The organism is Mycobacterium sp. E1214 (assembly GCF_001666755.1).
Lineage (GTDB): Bacteria > Actinomycetota > Actinomycetes > Mycobacteriales > Mycobacteriaceae > Mycobacterium.
Genome location: NZ_LZJC01000049.1, coordinates 13,937 through 29,641 on the forward strand (window position 1 = coordinate 13,937; position 15,705 = coordinate 29,641).

At 70.8% G+C, this 15,705-nt stretch carries 16 protein-coding genes and 1 pseudogene; 1 reads left to right on the forward strand and 16 read right to left on the reverse strand.

The features are described 5' to 3' along the window. Window positions 1-76 precede the first annotated feature (76 nt). The gene (locus tag A5700_RS05805) at window positions 77-778 is read right to left on the reverse strand and encodes a hypothetical protein (protein WP_068072422.1); all 702 of its coding nucleotides are present in this window, start codon (window positions 776-778) and stop codon (window positions 77-79) included. Between the two features lie 191 nt (window positions 779-969). Between A5700_RS05805 and A5700_RS05810 the strand changes: the two genes are divergently transcribed. Next, window positions 970-1,188 (forward strand): acyl carrier protein, encoded by a 219-nt coding sequence (locus A5700_RS05810; RefSeq protein ID WP_068072419.1) that lies wholly within the window; start codon window positions 970-972, stop codon window positions 1,186-1,188. 22 nt (window positions 1,189-1,210) lie between these two features. On the opposite strand, the gene A5700_RS26865 is transcribed toward A5700_RS05810, so the two are convergent. The 15 genes and pseudogenes from A5700_RS26865 to A5700_RS05885 all read right to left on the reverse strand — a co-directional run bounded on the left by A5700_RS26865 (window position 1,211) and on the right by A5700_RS05885 (window position 15,662). Continuing rightward, entirely contained in the window at window positions 1,211-3,088 is a 1,878-nt protein-coding gene (locus tag A5700_RS26865) for a cytochrome P450 (RefSeq protein ID WP_231973871.1), read from the reverse strand. Between the two features lie 190 nt (window positions 3,089-3,278). Next, entirely contained in the window at window positions 3,279-3,875 is a 597-nt protein-coding gene (pdxT, locus tag A5700_RS05820; protein ID WP_068072414.1) for a pyridoxal 5'-phosphate synthase glutaminase subunit PdxT, read from the reverse strand. Further along, window positions 3,872-4,717: an acyl-CoA thioesterase II gene (gene tesB / locus A5700_RS05825; RefSeq protein WP_068072411.1), complete on the reverse strand. Its 846-nt coding sequence runs from the start codon at window positions 4,715-4,717 to the stop codon at window positions 3,872-3,874. The genes pdxT and tesB overlap by 4 nt, the downstream gene beginning before the upstream one ends. 9 nt (window positions 4,718-4,726) lie before the next feature. Then, complete coding sequence (pdxS, locus tag A5700_RS05830) at window positions 4,727-5,647, reverse strand: pyridoxal 5'-phosphate synthase lyase subunit PdxS (protein ID WP_068072409.1); 921 nt, start codon at window positions 5,645-5,647, stop codon at window positions 4,727-4,729. Between the two features lie 98 nt (window positions 5,648-5,745). Further along, a complete protein-coding gene (locus tag A5700_RS05835; protein ID WP_197502897.1) occupies window positions 5,746-6,345 on the reverse strand; it encodes a TetR/AcrR family transcriptional regulator in 600 nt (199 codons plus the stop codon). A gap of 35 nt (window positions 6,346-6,380) precedes the next feature. Further along, complete coding sequence (locus A5700_RS05840; protein ID WP_068072406.1) at window positions 6,381-6,818, reverse strand: nitroreductase family deazaflavin-dependent oxidoreductase; 438 nt, start codon at window positions 6,816-6,818, stop codon at window positions 6,381-6,383. A gap of 31 nt (window positions 6,819-6,849) precedes the next feature. After that, complete coding sequence (locus A5700_RS05845; RefSeq protein WP_068072452.1) at window positions 6,850-7,569, reverse strand: SDR family NAD(P)-dependent oxidoreductase; 720 nt, start codon at window positions 7,567-7,569, stop codon at window positions 6,850-6,852. Window positions 7,570-7,697: 128 nt separating this feature from the next. Continuing rightward, window positions 7,698-8,723, reverse strand: coding sequence for an NUDIX domain-containing protein (locus tag A5700_RS05850; protein WP_068072402.1), 1,026 nt, complete (start codon window positions 8,721-8,723; stop codon window positions 7,698-7,700). Next, window positions 8,723-9,847 carry a glycosyltransferase family 4 protein gene (locus A5700_RS05855; protein ID WP_068072399.1) on the reverse strand — a complete coding sequence of 375 codons (1,125 nt, stop codon included), beginning with the start codon at window positions 9,845-9,847 and terminating at the stop codon, window positions 8,723-8,725. Before A5700_RS05855 ends, A5700_RS05850 begins: the two co-directional genes overlap by 1 nt. After that, window positions 9,847-10,764, reverse strand: coding sequence for a phosphatidylinositol mannoside acyltransferase (locus A5700_RS05860; protein ID WP_068072396.1), 918 nt, complete (start codon window positions 10,762-10,764; stop codon window positions 9,847-9,849). The genes A5700_RS05855 and A5700_RS05860 overlap by 1 nt, the downstream gene beginning before the upstream one ends. Continuing rightward, window positions 10,763-11,408, reverse strand: a pseudogene (pgsA, locus tag A5700_RS05865) (phosphatidylinositol phosphate synthase); the annotation flags it as partial. The pseudogene pgsA and the gene A5700_RS05860, both read right to left, overlap by 2 nt. 13 nt (window positions 11,409-11,421) lie before the next feature. Beyond that, window positions 11,422-11,997 carry an HIT domain-containing protein gene (locus A5700_RS05870; RefSeq protein WP_068072446.1) on the reverse strand — a complete coding sequence of 192 codons (576 nt, stop codon included), beginning with the start codon at window positions 11,995-11,997 and terminating at the stop codon, window positions 11,422-11,424. Beyond that, window positions 11,990-14,047, reverse strand: coding sequence for a threonine--tRNA ligase (gene thrS, locus A5700_RS05875; protein ID WP_068204533.1), 2,058 nt, complete (start codon window positions 14,045-14,047; stop codon window positions 11,990-11,992). The genes A5700_RS05870 and thrS overlap by 8 nt, the downstream gene beginning before the upstream one ends. Before the next feature lie 64 nt (window positions 14,048-14,111). Further along, window positions 14,112-14,735: a PaaI family thioesterase gene (locus A5700_RS05880; protein WP_068069712.1), complete on the reverse strand. Its 624-nt coding sequence runs from the start codon at window positions 14,733-14,735 to the stop codon at window positions 14,112-14,114. 42 nt (window positions 14,736-14,777) lie between these two features. Beyond that, window positions 14,778-15,662 (reverse strand): aldo/keto reductase, encoded by an 885-nt coding sequence (locus A5700_RS05885; protein ID WP_068069673.1) that lies wholly within the window; start codon window positions 15,660-15,662, stop codon window positions 14,778-14,780. Window positions 15,663-15,705 lie beyond the last annotated feature (43 nt).

The window sequence follows — 15,705 nt, forward strand, 5'->3', positions numbered from 1 at the left end:
CGTACCTCTTCTGTTGCTCTTCCGCCAGACGAGTCTACGTGGGCCGACGGCGCGCCCGGCGGCGCGGGCCGCGAGGTCAGCGCGCGGTGACGCGCCCGACGAGGAGCGGTTGCGGCGCCCCGACGTCACGCGTGTCGACGAAGAGCTGTTGCATGACGGCCCGCCACGACTCGGCGCGCAGCGCCGCGCCGTCCGCGCCGTCGCAGAGCCCGACGATGGTGGCCCGGCCGTCGTCGGCCAGGGTGTAGACCGGGCCGCAGCCGCCGTCCGGGGCGGCCTGCTCGGCCCTCAGGTCGGCCATGGTGAACCGGCCGCCGCCGACCGCGGTGACGTGGCCGCACCGCTGCACCGCGGAGGACCGCAGCACGCAGACCGCCGCGCCGGCCTCAACCCGCGACGCGGGATCCAGCCGCAGCCGTCGCCCGTCGGGCAACGTGTCGGCGGCCGCCACGGCCGGGTCCACGCCGATCGCCTCGTACTCGACCGCGCGCGACGAGCCGTCCAACGCGGCGGTGCCGGTGATGTTGTGGCGGGCGACGACCACGGACCCGACGGTGCCCCCGCGGCTGTCGGTGACCGGCGATTCGCCGTCGCAGCCGCCCGACGTCATCGCGATCCGCAGCGACGGTTCGACGAAGCCGACCACGCACCGGGTCGCCCCCTGCCAGACGGTCATGCCGGGATAGATCCGCGGGCCCGGGTCGGCGGCCGCCTGCGTGGGCGCTGCCAGGCAGCCGAGCGCGAGCGTGGTCATCAGGCAACGGCTCACGGGATTCATCAGCCGCACCGCCTTTCGCGCAGTGGGTATCCAAGCCTGGCTACCCGGGTGGCGGGCGCCCAAACTTAGCCACCAAACGAAGTGCCGCACCGCTGCCGGTGGCGCGAAATCGATTCCCGCGAAAGCGTTTTGGCCGCGACACACCGGGTATTTGCGGGCCGTACGACACCACCACTCATGAGGAGCACACCATGGCAACGGGAGAAACCGGCTTCGACGACGTCACCTTCGATCTGATCTCGGTGCAGTACCACACGTTGAAGGCCGGCCACGACTACGGGCAGTACGTCCGGGACGCCAAAAACGCCGGCCTCGACGACGTCGCCGCATTCTTCGAAGACGTGATGAAGCAGGACTCGGCGCGCGCCCACAAGTGCCACGAGTATCTGCGTCAGCTCGAATCAGCCTGAGCGGCAATCGAACTCACCGCAGCTATTCGGGTCGGGCCGCGCGGCGGACGAGTTCGGCAATGGCTTCCCGGTCGTCATGGTCGACGACCGGGAAGCCCGCGCTGCCGGTGCCCACCCAATGCAGGGTGATGCCCGGGTTGTGGACGTCGGACCCGTCGGCGAGGAAGAAATGCGGGCTGCCCTGGACGTCGGAGGCGTGGGCGCGATAGTCGCGCATCATCTGGGCGCGGGCGCTGCCGCTGTCCAGGTCCGCCGCCAGCCGGTCGGCGTCGACCGAGGGGCACCGCTGGGCGACGGTGACGATCTCGTGGTGCAAGGCGATCGGCCGGTTGTCGGTGAAAAAGGCGTGCCGCAGCGCCATGTCGAGTTCCTCGCCGGCGCGCAGCGACTGGTGCTTGGCGGCCTGCACCGCCTCGTTGGCGGGCATGGTGGTGATGGGCCAGGTCGACGGGTCGGCTTGCCATGGCGTCCAACCGAAATCGGGTTCCAGCGCGCCGACGACGGGGATCTCGGCATCGAGGAGGCGCTTGGGGATCGCGAACTGGTTGACGTCTTCGAGCGCGAAAAGCCGTAGATCCACGCGGAGTTCGCCGGTCAGGTTCGCCTCGTCGCGCGCCCGGTAGAGCCGGTGCAGGGCGAGGGTCGCCCAGGCGCACGCGATGTCGGTGTAGGCGACGATGGTGCCGGGCGCGACGTCCACCGTCAGCGCCCGACCGTCAGCGCGGCGGGTGTGACGGCCCCATTCCAGGGTGAGCTGGTTCAGCGTCACCGGCAGCGGGCGCTCCGCGGAGAGCTGCGGGGTCGACACCAGTGCCAGCCGCAACCGGCTGAGCAGCTGAGCGATCAGCGTGCTGGTCGTGAACAACACCAGGTTCCGCCCCGGGCATTCGGCCGGTCCCGCGCTGAACGGCACCAGTTGCCGGTACCGGTGCGCGGTCCCGTCGAGCCAGATGTCGGGCGCGAACTGGTTGGCGAAGGGCAGCAGCTGGTCGTCGCGGTGGAACGCCGGCGTCACGATCATCAGGCCCGCACCCGCGGCCACCGTGAACCGCTGCGGGCCGTCGCGCCACGCGGTGTCCTCGGTGGTGTCACGCAGGATCGTCGGCGTGGTGGGCCACAGCCGCACGCTTTCCAGCATGCTGGCCCGCAGGAACGGCCGCGGCAGCGGCGCGTCGGGGTCGTCGGCGTCGGCGAGCGCGCGGGCGAGCTGCTCGGGGTGTGTGGACAGCAGCGCCAGCGCGCGGCACAGCGCCATGCCGGCGGCGTCGAAGGCGAAGATCCACTGCGGCATCTGCCCCACCGGGTCGACGGCGCCGCCGGCCGGTAGCTCCGCGAGCGCGGCGGAAAGGGTTCCCGGTTGCGGGTTTTCGACGTAGCGATACAGCTGGTCGAAGAACTGGGCGCGCCGGCGGTAGTGCGGCAACGACAGAAACGACCAGTTGCCCGCCTTGCGCAGCCGCAGCAGCTGATCGGTGATCCGCTCGTCGGTGCGGGCGGCGTCGCCGAACGCCAGGCGGCGGACCAGTCGCCACCAGCCGCGCATGAACTCGAAGGACTCCAACCGCCCGTCCCGCAGCGCCGCGGCGGCGATGGCCTCGGCCTCTTCGGCGATGACGGACGCGAACTGACCTGCCATGCGGTGCAGTTCGGCGCCGGCGTCCAGCGCCGCCTCGTTGAGGGCGCGGCGCCGCGCCCGGATGGCCCCCCGGGTGATCAGCACGCCGTGGGGCTGAAACCATTGCAGCGCCTTGCGTTTTTCCAGATTCGCGGGGTGGAACGGGTCGGGCGCGTGGTCGAGCACCCGGCCGACGTCCTCGGGGTCGAGGATCACCACGATCCGCCGTCCGGGCAACGCCAGTTCGACGGGCCCGCGGCCGAATTCCTCGCGAAGTCTCTGCATCCGGGCCACGGCGCGGGAATCGGCCTGGGTCGACTCGAGCAGCCGGACCACGGGTCGCCGGCGCGCCAGGACTCCGGCGGCGATCGAGGAAGCGCCCAGGTCTGAGAGGGCCGTGAGCGCCCGGAAACCGGTCAGTCGATGGCGTTGCGGGTCACGGCTGCTAGCTACCCGCCGACAACCACACCAAACTTCAGCGGCGGCCCGTCACGATGTCGACGAACAACTGGTGCACCCGGCGGTCGCCGGTCACCTCGGGGTGAAAGGCCGTCGCCAGCTTCGCGCCCTGCCGCACGGCGACGGGATGACCCGCGGCGCTGGCCAGCTCCTCGACGCCCTCGCCGGCGCGTTCAACCCAGGGCGCCCGGATGAACACCGCGCGGACCGTCCCCGACAGTCCCGCGAAGGCCACGTCGCCCTCGAACGAGTCGACCTGGCGCCCGAATGCGTTGCGCCGCACCGTCATATCGATCCCGCGCAGCGGCAGCGCCGCCCGATCACCGACGCCGGCGTCCAGTATCTCGCTGGCCAGCAGGATCATGCCGGCGCACGCGCCGTAGGCGGGCAGGCCGTCGGCCAGCAGTCCGCGCAGCGGCTCTATCAGGTCGAGCTCACGCAGTAGGTGGCTCATGGTGGTGGATTCCCCGCCGGGAATCACCAGGCCGTCGATCGACTCGAGCTCGGCGCGGCGGCGCACGGGCATGGCCTCGGCGCCGGCTTCGCCCAGGGCCGCGAGGTGCTCGCGGGTGTCGCCCTGCAACGCCAGCACCCCGATGCGCGGGCCGCTCACTGCTGGGTGGGCAGGTAGCCGCGGGGGAAGCGGGTCAGGCCCTCCTGCATGACGGCCGCGACCATCTCGCCGTGCTGGTTGAAAATCTTGCCCTGGCACAGCGCGCGCCCGCCGCAGGCCGACGGCGACGACTGGTCGTAGAGGAGCCATTCGTCGGCCCGAAACATCCGCATGAACCACATCGCGTGGTCCAGTGACGCCACCTGCAGGTGTTCGCGCTCCTCGAGGTGGGTGACCTGCGCCGAACCCAGCAGCGTCAGGTCGCTCATGTAGGCCAGCGCGCAGATGTGCAGCACCGGATCGTCGGGCAGCGGGTCGCGGTGGCGGAACCACACCTGCTGCTGAGAAGCCTTGTTCGGGAGCCGGTGAATCTGGTCGCGCGGGGCGATGCGAATGTCCCACTCCTGGAACTGCTTGAAGCCCTCGTCGTCGAACACCTTCATCGACTTGAGTCCCGGCAGGTCGTCCGGCGGCGGCGCCGAGGGCATCACGTCCTGATGGTGGATGCCCTCCTGATCGGTCTGGAACGACGCCGACATGGAGAAGATGGTCTCGCCGTGCTGGATGGCGTTGACGCGGCGGGTGCAAAACGAGCCGCCGTCGCGCAGCCGCTCGACGATGAAGATGGTGGGCGCCGAAGAGTCGCCGGGGCGGATGAAGTAGCCGTGCAACGAGTGCACCAGGAAGCTCGGGTCCACCGTGCGCACCGCCGAGACCAGGGACTGGCCCGCCACCTGGCCGCCGAAGGTGCGCTGGAAGTTGCCCTGTTCGGGGCTGAACACGCTCCCGCGGTAGATGTTGACCTCGAGTTGCTCGAGATCAAGGATCTTTTCGATCGACACGGACTGTTTTTACCAGCCGCGCTGCGCCAGCCGATGGGGCTCCGGGACTTGCTCGACGTTGATGCCCACCATGGCCTCCCCCAAGCCGCGCGACACCTTGGCCAGCACGTCGGGGTCGTCGTAGAAGGTGGTGGCCTTCACGATCGCGGCGGCGCGCTGGGCGGGGTCGCCGGACTTGAAGATTCCCGAGCCGACGAACACCCCTTCAGCGCCCAGTTGCATCATCATCGCCGCGTCGGCCGGGGTGGCGATGCCACCGGCGGTGAACAGGGTGACCGGCAGCTTGCCGGCCCGCGCCACCTCCACGACGAGGTCGTAGGGAGCTTGCAATTCCTTTGCCGCGACGAACAATTCGTCTTCCGACAACGACGTGAGCCGGCGGATCTCGCCGCCGATCGCGCGCATGTGCGTGGTCGCGTTGGAGACGTCGCCGGTGCCGGCCTCGCCCTTGGAGCGGATCATGGCCGCGCCTTCGGCGATGCGGCGCAGCGCCTCCCCCAGGTTCGTGGCCCCGCACACGAACGGCACGGTGAACTTCCACTTGTCGATGTGGTGGGTGTAGTCCGCGGGCGTCAGCACCTCGGACTCGTCGACGTAGTCGACGCCGAGGCTCTGCAGGATCTGCGCCTCGACGAAGTGGCCGATGCGGGCTTTGGCCATCACCGGGATGGTGACCGCGGCGATGATGCCCTCGATCATGTCCGGGTCGCTCATCCTCGAGACGCCGCCCTGCGCGCGGATGTCGGCGGGCACCCGCTCCAGTGCCATCACCGCGACGGCGCCGGCGCCCTCCGCGATTCGGGCCTGCTCCGGGGTGACGACGTCCATGATGACCCCGCCCTTGAGCATCTCGGCCATACCCCGCTTGACCCGGGCCGTTCCGGTCCGCCCGTTGCCGTTGTGTCCCGCGTTGTGTGCCGCGCTGTCCACCGCTACCTCTGGTTTTCTCGATCGTCTGTGCCTACCGGTACCGACCCAGTGTAGTAGTCGCGCGCGGCCCGATTCGCGCTGAAGGGGCCGCTCGGCGCTCAGCGCAGGGCGGCGTCCAGCAGCGCTTCGGCGGCGCTGCGGGCCGCCGCCGCGGCTTGCAGGTCGCGGTCCAGTTGCGCGCTGAGCCCCGCGCCGTCGTAGAGCAACTGCAGCTGACGCCCCAGCTCGTCGGGGCTCCTCGCCCCGGCCTGGCGGGCGAGATCGGTGAACAGCTCGCGGACGTCGTCGCGAAACCCGTCCGCGGCTTGCCGAATCGCGCCGCCGTCGGGGGCCTCGGCGCTGGCCGTGACGAAAGCGCAGCCGCGAAAGCCGGGGGCGGCGAACCCGTCGGCCTGCGCGTCGAAGACGGCGAGCAGGCGCTCCCGCGCGTCGTCGTGGCGCCCGATCGCGCGCCGCAGCTCGGCCAAGGTGGCTTGGTGCCGGCCGTCGAGATAGGCCCGCACCAGGTTCTCCTTGCTGCCGAAGGTGTTATACAGCGACGCCTTGGCGACCCCCGCACGCTCGATCACGCGGTCGATGCCGACGGTTTGCACGCCCTCGGCGTAGAACAGATCGTCGGCGGCGGCCAGGAGCCGATCGCGCGCCGACCCCCGGTTGACGCGGCGGTCGCCGTCGGGCGCAGTCTCGGACACGCTCACCTGCCCCTCCTCTCCTGTAGACAGCTCTGTCTACTTTACGCCGCCGTGGGCTCCAGGACGACGATGGGAATCTCCCGCGCGCCGGCGTGGGCGCGGTACTCGGGGAAATGCGGCCAGTGCCGCTCGGCGACGGCCCACAGCCGGGCCTTCTCGTCGCCGAACGCCTCGCGGGCGCGCAACGTGTGCGTGACCGGGCCGTCTTGCAACCAGACGTCGGGGTTGGCTGTCAGGTTGCGGTACCACGCGGGATGCGTGGCAGCACCCGCGTTGGATGCCACCACCACGTAGGCGGCGCCGTGCGGGATGCGCATCAGCGGGGTCTTGCGCAGTGCACCGCTGCGGGCGCCGACCGTGGTCAGGATGACCACCGGGCGGCCTTCCATCGTGCCGCCATCGACGCCGTCACTGGCCTCGTAACGGGCGACATGATCGCGGATGCGTTCGGTCGGGCTGGGCAGATAGCTGTCGGTCATGGCTGTTGATTCCCCTCCGTTGTCGGGAGCGCTAGATGGCCGTGCGGCCACCGTCGACGGGCAGCACCGCGCCGGTGATGTAGCTGGCCTTGTCCGACGCCAGGAACGCGATGGCCTGGGCGATCTCCTCCGGTTGGGCGGCGCGGCCCAGCAGCGTGGTGCCGCCCAGGTTGGTGATGAGTTCCTCGGTGGCGCCGCCGGTGTAGGCGGGCCCGGGCGCGACCGTGTTGACGCGCACGCCGGCCGGGCTGTACTCGGCGGCCCAGGCGCGGCTCATCGCGGTCAGTGCGGCTTTCGTCGCGCCGTAGGCCGCGGCGCCGGGCAGGCCGACATGGCCGGCCATGCTGTCGACGCTGACGATGCTGCCGTGGCCGCGCTCGGCCATGCCGGGTGCGAGCGCCGCAACCAGTCGGTATGCGCCACGCACGTTGGCGGCGAACAACTCGTCGAAAGTGGCGTCGTCGAGTTGGTCGGTCGGACCGAACCAGGAGAACCCGGCGTTGTTGACCAGCACGTCGACGTCGCCGGTCGCGGCGGCCAGCGCCGCGACTCCGGCCGGGTCGGACAGGTCGGCGGCGACGAATCGCGCCCGCCCGCCGCGTTCGGTGATGGCGGTGACGGTGTCGGCACCGCGGCTGGCGTCGCGGCCGTGCACGATCACCTCGAAGCCGTCGTCCGCCAGCGCGAGCGCCGCGGCACGCCCGATTCCCGACGTCGCCCCGGTGACCAGAGCCTTGGATCGATTCTCCATCACGAACCTCACTATCTGAGTAGACCTGTCTGTCTAGCTAATGGTAAGGACCATAGACAGACCGGTCTACTCATGGCAAGGCCCGGGGGCTGTGAGCTGCGCCACCCACCCGCGGCCGATCCCGCCAGTCAGCGGATCGACAACACCGGGCCGGGGGTACGGCCGCCGGCGAGGGCGGCGGCCTCGGGCAGCAACCCGGACAGCTGCAGGGGGTACACCGTCTCCCCCGCGGCGACCAGTGCGGCGATGTCGGCCGCGTCGCACCAGCGGTGGCCGTGGATGTAGCTGCGCTCGAGGTGGGTGCGGCCGGTGCCGGACGGTTCGAAGCGCCGGGTGCGGTAGACGAAGTAGAACTCCTCGCTGTCGATCAGCGAGCCGTTGAATTCGAAGACCTCGTCGCGCCGCCACACCGGCCCCACCAGGTCGGCGGGCGCAACCCGCAGGCCGGTCTCCTCGGCGAGTTCCCGAGCGGCGGCCTCGGCCAACCGCTCCCCCTCCTGGACCTCCCCGCCCACGGTGAACCACCACTTCGGCGCGTGCCGGTCGGCCAGCGCCGGGTCCGACCCGCGCAGCAGTAGCACCGCGCCGGCGTCGTCGAGCAGGACGACGCGCGCGGAGGTGCGGTGGTTGAGCACGCCGGGGTCGCCGTGGGCCAGCGCGTGCGGTCGCTCGACGATCTCGAAGTAGCTGGGCAGCGCGGCGGTGCCCCCGAGCCGCAACAGCCGCACAAAGCGCCGCTCGGCCAGCGCCAGGGTGTCGCGCACCGCGTCGTTGTGGAAGCGGCGGGCCAACACCACGCGGGCCTCGGCGTCGGCCAGCTCGGCGATCAACCCGGCCGGCAGCGACGCCGGATTCACCACGGCCAACGCGGCGGACAGCTCGTTCTCGGCGCCCTCCCGCGCGCTGCGCTGCGCCCCCTCCGCGGCGTCGGCCAGCGCCGCGAGCCGCCGGCCCTCCGAGGCGCCGCCGTAGGCATCGATCGCCACCGCCCGCGCCACCACCGCGCGCCGGGCCAGCGCACCGTCGAGCGCCTGCCAGGACAGGTCGTAGCGCACGTGCAGCCGGTCCAGGCGGTTCGCGGTCCGGTACGCCCAGGCGCCCAACACCGCCAGCGCAGCGACCAGCGCGATGACGGCGACGATCAGCCACGTCATCAGCTGGCCACCTCGACCTTGGCGCCGGACGCGGCGACCGTCTCGTACACCCGCATGATCTGGCTGGCCACCACCGACCAGTCGTAGCGCTGGACGGCCCGCGACCCGGCCGTCGCGTACCGCTCCCGCAGCACGTCGCTGCCTAGCACGGCGATCACGGCGTCGGCCAGCGCGGCGCTGTCGCCCACCGGCACCAGCGCCCCCGCCTCCCCGTCGCGCAGCACGCGGCGGAAGGCGTCCAGGTCACTGGCCACCACGGGGGTGCCGGCCGCCATGGCCTCAACCAGGACGATGCCGAAGCTCTCGCCCCCGATGTTGGGCGCGCAGTAGACGTCGGCGCTGCGCATCGCCGACGCCTTGCCCGCGTCGTCGACCTGGCCGAGGAACCGCAGGTGTTGCGCCAGCGCGCCGGCCTGGGCGCGCAGCTGGTCCTCGTCGCCGCGGCCGACGATCAGCAGCTGCACGTCCTCGTAGTGTTCGACGATCCGGGGCAGCGCGTCCAGCAGCACCGCCATGCCCTTGCGCGGCTCGTCGAAACGCCCCAGGAACAGCACCGTCTTGCCGGGCCGCGGGTAGCCGTGCAGGCGCGGGGCGGCGGCGAACGAGGCGACGTCGACGCCGTTGGGAATCTCGACGGCGTCGGTGCCCAGCGCCTCCATCTGCCAGCGCCGGGCCAGGTCGGAGACCGCGATGCGGCCGATGATCTTCTCGTGCATGGGCCGCAAGATGCCCTGGAACACCGACAACGTCAGCGATTTCGTGGTCGAGGTGTGAAAGGTCGCCACGATCGGCCCCTCGGCGATGTTCAGCGCCAGCATTGACAGGCTCGGCGCGTTCGGCTCGTGCAGGTGCAGGACGTCGAAATCCCCGTCGGCGAGCCATTTCTTGACCTTGCGGTGGGTCGCCGGCCCGAAGCGCAGCCGCGCCACCGAGCCGTTGTAGGGAATGGGCACGGCCCGCCCGCCGGACACGACGTAGTCCGGCAGCGTGGTGTGCGGCGAGAACGGCGCGAGCACGCTGACCTGGTGCCCGCGGCCGCGCATCACCTCCGCCAGCTGCAGCACGTGCGACTGCACCCCGCCCGGCACGTCGAACGAGTAGGGGCACACCATGCCGATGCGCATCAGGTGGCCCGGAGCCGGGCCTGTCTGGCCTCGGACAGGTCGGCCAGCCACTGCGGCTGCATCATGTGCCAGTCCTCGGGATGGGCGGCGATGTTGGCGGCGAACCGGTCGGCGAGCGCCTGCGTGATGGCGCCGACGTCGCGGCTGCTGGTGTCCAGGGGCGGGAACACCTCGAAACCCCACCCGGGGCCGTCGAACCAGCAGTGCACCGGAAGCAGGGCGGCCCCGGTGGCGACCGCCAGCTTCGCCGGTCCGGCCGGCATCCGGGTGGCCTCGCCGAAGAAGTCGACCTGCACCCCGGTGCGGGTGAGGTCGCGGTCGGCCATCAGACACACCAGCCCGTTGGCGCGCAGCCGGTCGCACAGGACGTCGAAGGGCGGCCGGTCGCCTCCCGACAGCGGTAGCACCTCGAAGCCCAGGCTCTCGCGATAGCGGACGAACCGCCGGTACAGCGATTCGGGTTGCAGGCGTTCGGCCACGGTGGCGAAGGTCCCGCGGGTCTGGGTGAACCACACTCCGGCCATGTCCCAGTTGCCGCTGTGCGGCAACGCGCAGATCGCCCCGCCTCCCGCGGCCAGCGCGGCGTCCAGGTTGTCGGCGCCGCGGAACGCCGCATCGAGTTCGCCGGCCAGCTCGCCCAGGTTCATCGACGGCAGGCGAAACGCCTCCCGCCAGTACCGGCCGTAGGACGCCAGCGACTCGCGCATCAACGCGTCGGGCACCTCGGCCGGCGAGACGCCGGTGACGCGGGCCAGGTTCTTGCGCAGCTGCGCCGGCCCCCCGCGGCGGGCGGCGTAGTGCGCCCCGGTGTCGAAGGCGGTGCGCGCGGCGAACTCCGGCAACGCGCGCACTGCCATCCACCCGGCCGCGTACGTCCAGTCGGTCGCGGTGCGGGTCAGCCGCTCGGGCAGGATCACGGCTGCCCCGTCCGGGGCAGCGGTCCGGCGGCCTGCGGCGACTTCTTCACCGCGTACAACCGCTGGCCGCAGGTGAGCACGCTGGCCACCGCCAGCAGCCACATCGCGACCGGCAGCGCCGGCGGCCAGGCGACGAACGGAAAGTCGGACACGCCCGCGCCGGTCAGCACGATGATCAACCGCTCGGGGCGCTCGATCAGGCCGCCGTCGCCACGCAGGCCGCTGGCTTCGGCCCGGGCCTTGATGTAGGAGATCACCTGCGAGGTGACCAGGCAGATCAGGGTCGCCGCCGCCAGCGGCTTGTCGTGGGCGGTGAACACGATCCACCACAGCAGCCCGCAGAACACGGCGCCGTCGCTGACCCGGTCACAGGTGGCGTCGAGCACCGCGCCGAACCGGGTGCCGCCGCCACGCTCGCGGGCCATCGCCCCGTCGAGCATGTCGAACACCACGAAGAACCACACCACGCACGCCCCGGCGAACAGCTTGCCGAGCGGGAACAGCGTGAGCGACGCCGCGACGCACGCGGCGGTGCCCAGCAGGGTGACGCTGTCGGGGGTCAGCCCGAGGCGCAGGGCCGCCCGCGCCGTGGGGGCCGTGAGCCGCGCAAAGGCCGCCCGGGACAGAAACGGCGCCTTGCTCATCGGGCGGCGCTCCTCATGGCTGGTTGGTCCACTCCGTCGCCAGCAGCCGGCGGGTCTCGCGCAGCAACTGCGGGATCACCTTCGAGCCGCCGACGATGGTGATGAAGTTCGCGTCGCCGCCCCATCGCGGGACCACGTGCACATGCAGGTGCTCGGCCAGCGAGCCGCCCGCCGAGGAGCCCAGGTTCAGCCCGACGTTGAAGCCGTGCGGCCGCGACACGTTCTTGATCACGCGGATCGCCTTCTGAATGAACGCCATCAGCTCGGCGCTCTCCGCGTCGGTGAGGTCTTCGAGCTCCGAAACCCGCCGGTACGGCACCACCATCAGGTGGCCGGGGTTGTAGGGGTAGAGGTTGAGCACCGCGTAGACCAGCTCGCCGCGGGCGACCACCAGGCCGTCCTCGTCGGACAGGTTCGGGATGTCGCTGAACGGCTCGTCGGGCTTGCCCCCGGGGTCGCGCTTCATCGGCGACTCGGCCAGGTACGTCATGCGGTACGGCGTCCACAAGCGCTGCAGGTGATCACGCTCGCCGACGCCCGTGTCGAGGATGGCGTCGTCGACGCCGTCGGCCTTTCCGGGGTCACTCACCACTGGACACCTTCACGAGTTCGGCTGTGGGAACGGCGTTTTCACGGTCGGCGATCCACTTGACGATGGCGTCGACGGCGCTGTCGCGGGGCACCCCGTTGATCTGGGTGCGGTCACCGAACCGGAAGCTCACCGCGCCGGCCTGCACGTCGCGGTCGCCGGCGAGCAGCATGAACGGCACCTTCTGCGCGGTGTGGTGCACGATCTTCTTGGCCATCCGGTCGTCGCTGCCGTCCACCTCGACCCGCACGCCGTGCGCCTTGAGTTGCGCGGCAACGCGTTCCAGGTAGGGCAGGTGCTCGTCGGCGACGGGGATCCCGACGGCCTGTACCGGGGCCAGCCACGCCGGGAACGCCCCGGCGTAGTGCTCGGTGAGGATGCCGAAGAACCGCTCGATCGACCCGAACAGCGCGCGGTGGATCATCACGGGCCGTTGCCGGGTGCCGTCCGGGGCGGTGTACTCCAGCGCGAAGCGCTCCGGGAAGTTGAAGTCCAGCTGAATGGTGGACATCTGCCAGGTGCGGCCCAACGCGTCCTTGACCTGCACCGAGATCTTCGGGCCGTAGAAGGCCGCCCCGCCCGGGTCGGGCACCAGGTCCAGGCCGGACTCGGCGCCGACTTCCGCGAGCACGCTGGTGGCCTCCTCCCAGACGTCGTCGGAGCCGACGAACTTCTCGGGATCCTTGGTCGACAGCTCCAAATAGAAGTCGGTGAGGCCGTAGTCGCTGAGCAGGTCCAGGACGAAGCGCAGCAGCGAGCGCAGCTCGTCGCGCATCTGGTCGCGGGTGCAGAAGATGTGGGCGTCGTCCATCGTGAGGCCGCGGACCCGGGTCAGGCCGTGGATGACGCCGGACTTCTCCAGGCGGTAGACCGTGCCGAACTCGAAGAGCCGCAACGGCAATTCGCGGTAGGAGCGGCCGCGTGTCCGGAAGATCAGGCAGTGCATGGGGCAGTTCATCGGCTTGAGGTAGTAGTCCTGCCCCGGCTTGCGCAGCGACCCGTCCTCGTTGTACTCGGCGTCGAGGTGCATCGGGGGGAACATGCCGTCGGCGTACCAGTCCAGGTGCCCCGAGGTGTGGAACAGCTGCGCCTTGGTGATGTGCGGGGTGTTGACGAACTCGTAGCCCGCCCGCTCGTGCTGGCGCCGCGAGTAGTTTTCCAGCTCTCGGCGCACGATGCCGCCCTTGGGGTGGAAAACGGCCAGCCCCGAACCGATCTCGTCGGGGAAGCTGAACAGGTCGAGTTCCACGCCGAGCTTGCGGTGGTCGCGACGCTGCGCCTCTTCGATAAGTTCAAGGTGCTTGTCCAGGGCCTCTTGGGATTCCCAGGCGGTGCCGTAGATGCGCTGCAGGCTCGCGTTGCGCTGGTCGCCGCGCCAGTACGCGGCCGAGCTGCGGGTGAGCTTGAACGCCGGGATGTGCTTGGTCGTGGGGATGTGCGGGCCACGGCACAGGTCACCCCAAACCCGTTCCCGCGTGCGGGGATTGAGGTTGTCGTAGGCCGTCAGCTCGTCGCCGCCGACCTCCATCACGTCCGGGTCGCCGGACTTGTCGTCGACCAGCTCCAGCTTGTACGGCTCGGCCGAAAGTTCTTGACGGGCCTGATCTTTGGACTCGTAGACGCGGCGGGAGAACAGCTGGCCCTCTTTGACGATCTGGCGCATCCGCTTTTCCAGCTTGTCGAGGTCCTCGGGGGTGAACGGCTCCGCCACGTCGAAGTCGTAATAGAAGCCGTCGGTGATGGGCGGCCCGATGCCGAGCTTGGCGTGCGGGAACAGCTGCTGGACGGCCTGGGCCAGCACGTGGGCGGCCGAATGCCGGATCACGCTGCGGCCGTCGTCGGTGTTGGCGGCCACGGGAACGACGTCGGCGTCGGCGTCGGGCACCCAGCTCAGGTCACGCAGTTTGCCGTCGCCGTCGCGCACCACCACGACCGCGTCGGGGGTGCCGCGCCGCGGCAGCCCGGCGTCTGCCACCGCCGCGCCCGCGGTGGTCCCGGCGGCCACCCGAATCGGGGCGGTTGCGGGGGCGGGGTCGGCGGGGGCGCTCATGGGTGGGGTTCTCCGTTGTTCTCGGGTCTGACGATCGCTGCCATGCTATCGGGGCCGACGCGCCTCAGGGCTGGCCAGGTTTGAGGCGCACGAACAGCGCCTCGGCTTCCGTCAGCAGGGTGTCACCGTCGGTCAACCGGCCGGACACGAAGATCTTGCGGCCGTCCACCCGGTCCACGCCGGCGTCGAACTGCAATTCGGTCTGGATCGGCACGATGTGCCGGTAGTCGATCTTGAGGTAGGCGGTGCGCTGGTAGGGGCCGCCGGTGAGCACCGAGGACGTCAGCCCGAGCACGCTGTCGAACAGCAGGCCCAGGAAACCGCCGTGCACGGCGCCGTTGCGGCCCAGGTGGTAGCGCGCGAAGCGCGCCTGGCCCTGGATGCGGCCCTCGTCGGTCTTGCGGGCTGTCATGGGAATGGTCTGGATGTTGCCGCGCATCGGCAGGTCCATCCGGCGCCCCGACGGCGAATTCCATTCGTCGGCCTCGAACGGGCTCAGCAGCGCCGACGCCTTCTCCAGGAGGTCGGCGGCCTCGGTGAACACCTCGTCGGGGGCGTCCGCGCCGCGCGCCAGGTCCTGCAGCGAACGCACCGCGTCGACGAACCTGCCGTAGTCCGGGCCGCCCTTGGTGGTCGGTTCCGGCGGGTTGAACCCGCCGCCGGGATGCTGCTGCTGTGCGCCGGCCATCACCACACCGTATTGCCCGGCGTGCCCGCCTGCGCGCGGTGGTTAGACCGTCTGTTGACCCCCGGCCGCGGAGAGGGTCTCGAACTCCTCGTCGGACAGTGTGATCTCGGCGGCGGCGACGTTCTCCTCCAGGTGCGCGACCTTCGACGTGCCGGGGATCGGCAGCATCACCGGGGAGCGTTTCAGCAGCCACGCGAGCGCCAGCTGCGACGGCGTCGCGTGGTGGTCGGCGGCGATGCGCTGCAACGGCCCGTCGGCGGCCGCCAGCGGTCCGGCGGCCAGCGGGAACCACGGGATGAAACCGACGCCACGCTCGGTCGCCGCGTCCAGCAGCGCCTCGGCGCCCCGCGCGGACAGGTTGTACATGTTCTGCACCGAGACGATCTCGGTGATCTCCTGGGCGGCGTCGAGCTGCTCGACGCCGATCTCGGAGAGCCCGATGTGGCGGATCTTGCCCTCGTTCTTCAGCGTGAGCAGCTCGCCGACCTGGTCGGCCAGCGGGAAATTCTTGTCGATCCGGTGCAGCTGGAACAGGTCGATGGTGTCCACGCCGAGCCGGCGCAGGCTCATCTCGCATTCCTGGCGCAGGTAACTGGGGTTACCCAACGGCACCCACACGTCCGGGCCGGTGCGCAGCAGCCCCGCCTTGGTGGCGATCACCAGGCCGTCGTAGGGATGCAGCGCCTCGCGGATGATCTCCTCGGACACGTACGGGCCGTAGGAATCGGCGGTGTCGAAGAAGTTGACGCCGAGTTCGACGGCGCGCCGCAGCACCCGCACGCATTCGTCACGGTCGTCCGGCGGGCCCCAGACACCCTTGGCGGTCAGGCGCATGGCGCCGAAGCCGAGTCGGTTGACGGTCAGATCACCACCGAGCGTGAACGTTCCGGACGCTTCGGCAACGGTTTTCGAGTTCTGTGCGGTCACACCGTCAAACGGTACGCGCCGGGCGCCGCGGGCACAGCGCCCG

Excerpts from the sequence above, each read along its gene's own strand:
- A5700_RS05845 (WP_068072452.1), bottom strand. The coding sequence starts at position 7,569 with ATGGAGAATCGATCCAAGGCTCTGGTCACCGGGGCGACGTCGGGAATC.
- A5700_RS05855 (WP_068072399.1), bottom strand. The coding sequence starts at position 9,847 with ATGCGCATCGGCATGGTGTGCCCCTACTCGTTCGACGTGCCGGGCGGG.
- thrS (WP_068204533.1), bottom strand. The coding sequence starts at position 14,047 with ATGAGCGCCCCCGCCGACCCCGCCCCCGCAACCGCCCCGATTCGGGTG.
- A5700_RS26865 (WP_231973871.1), bottom strand. The coding sequence starts at position 3,088 with ATGCAGAGACTTCGCGAGGAATTCGGCCGCGGGCCCGTCGAACTGGCG.
- A5700_RS05850 (WP_068072402.1), bottom strand. The coding sequence starts at position 8,723 with ATGACGTGGCTGATCGTCGCCGTCATCGCGCTGGTCGCTGCGCTGGCG.
- A5700_RS05805 (WP_068072422.1), bottom strand. The coding sequence starts at position 778 with ATGAATCCCGTGAGCCGTTGCCTGATGACCACGCTCGCGCTCGGCTGC.
- A5700_RS05810 (WP_068072419.1), top strand. The coding sequence starts at position 970 with ATGGCAACGGGAGAAACCGGCTTCGACGACGTCACCTTCGATCTGATC.
- A5700_RS05840 (WP_068072406.1), bottom strand. The coding sequence starts at position 6,818 with ATGACCGACAGCTATCTGCCCAGCCCGACCGAACGCATCCGCGATCAT.
- A5700_RS05880 (WP_068069712.1), bottom strand. The coding sequence starts at position 14,735 with ATGGCCGGCGCACAGCAGCAGCATCCCGGCGGCGGGTTCAACCCGCCG.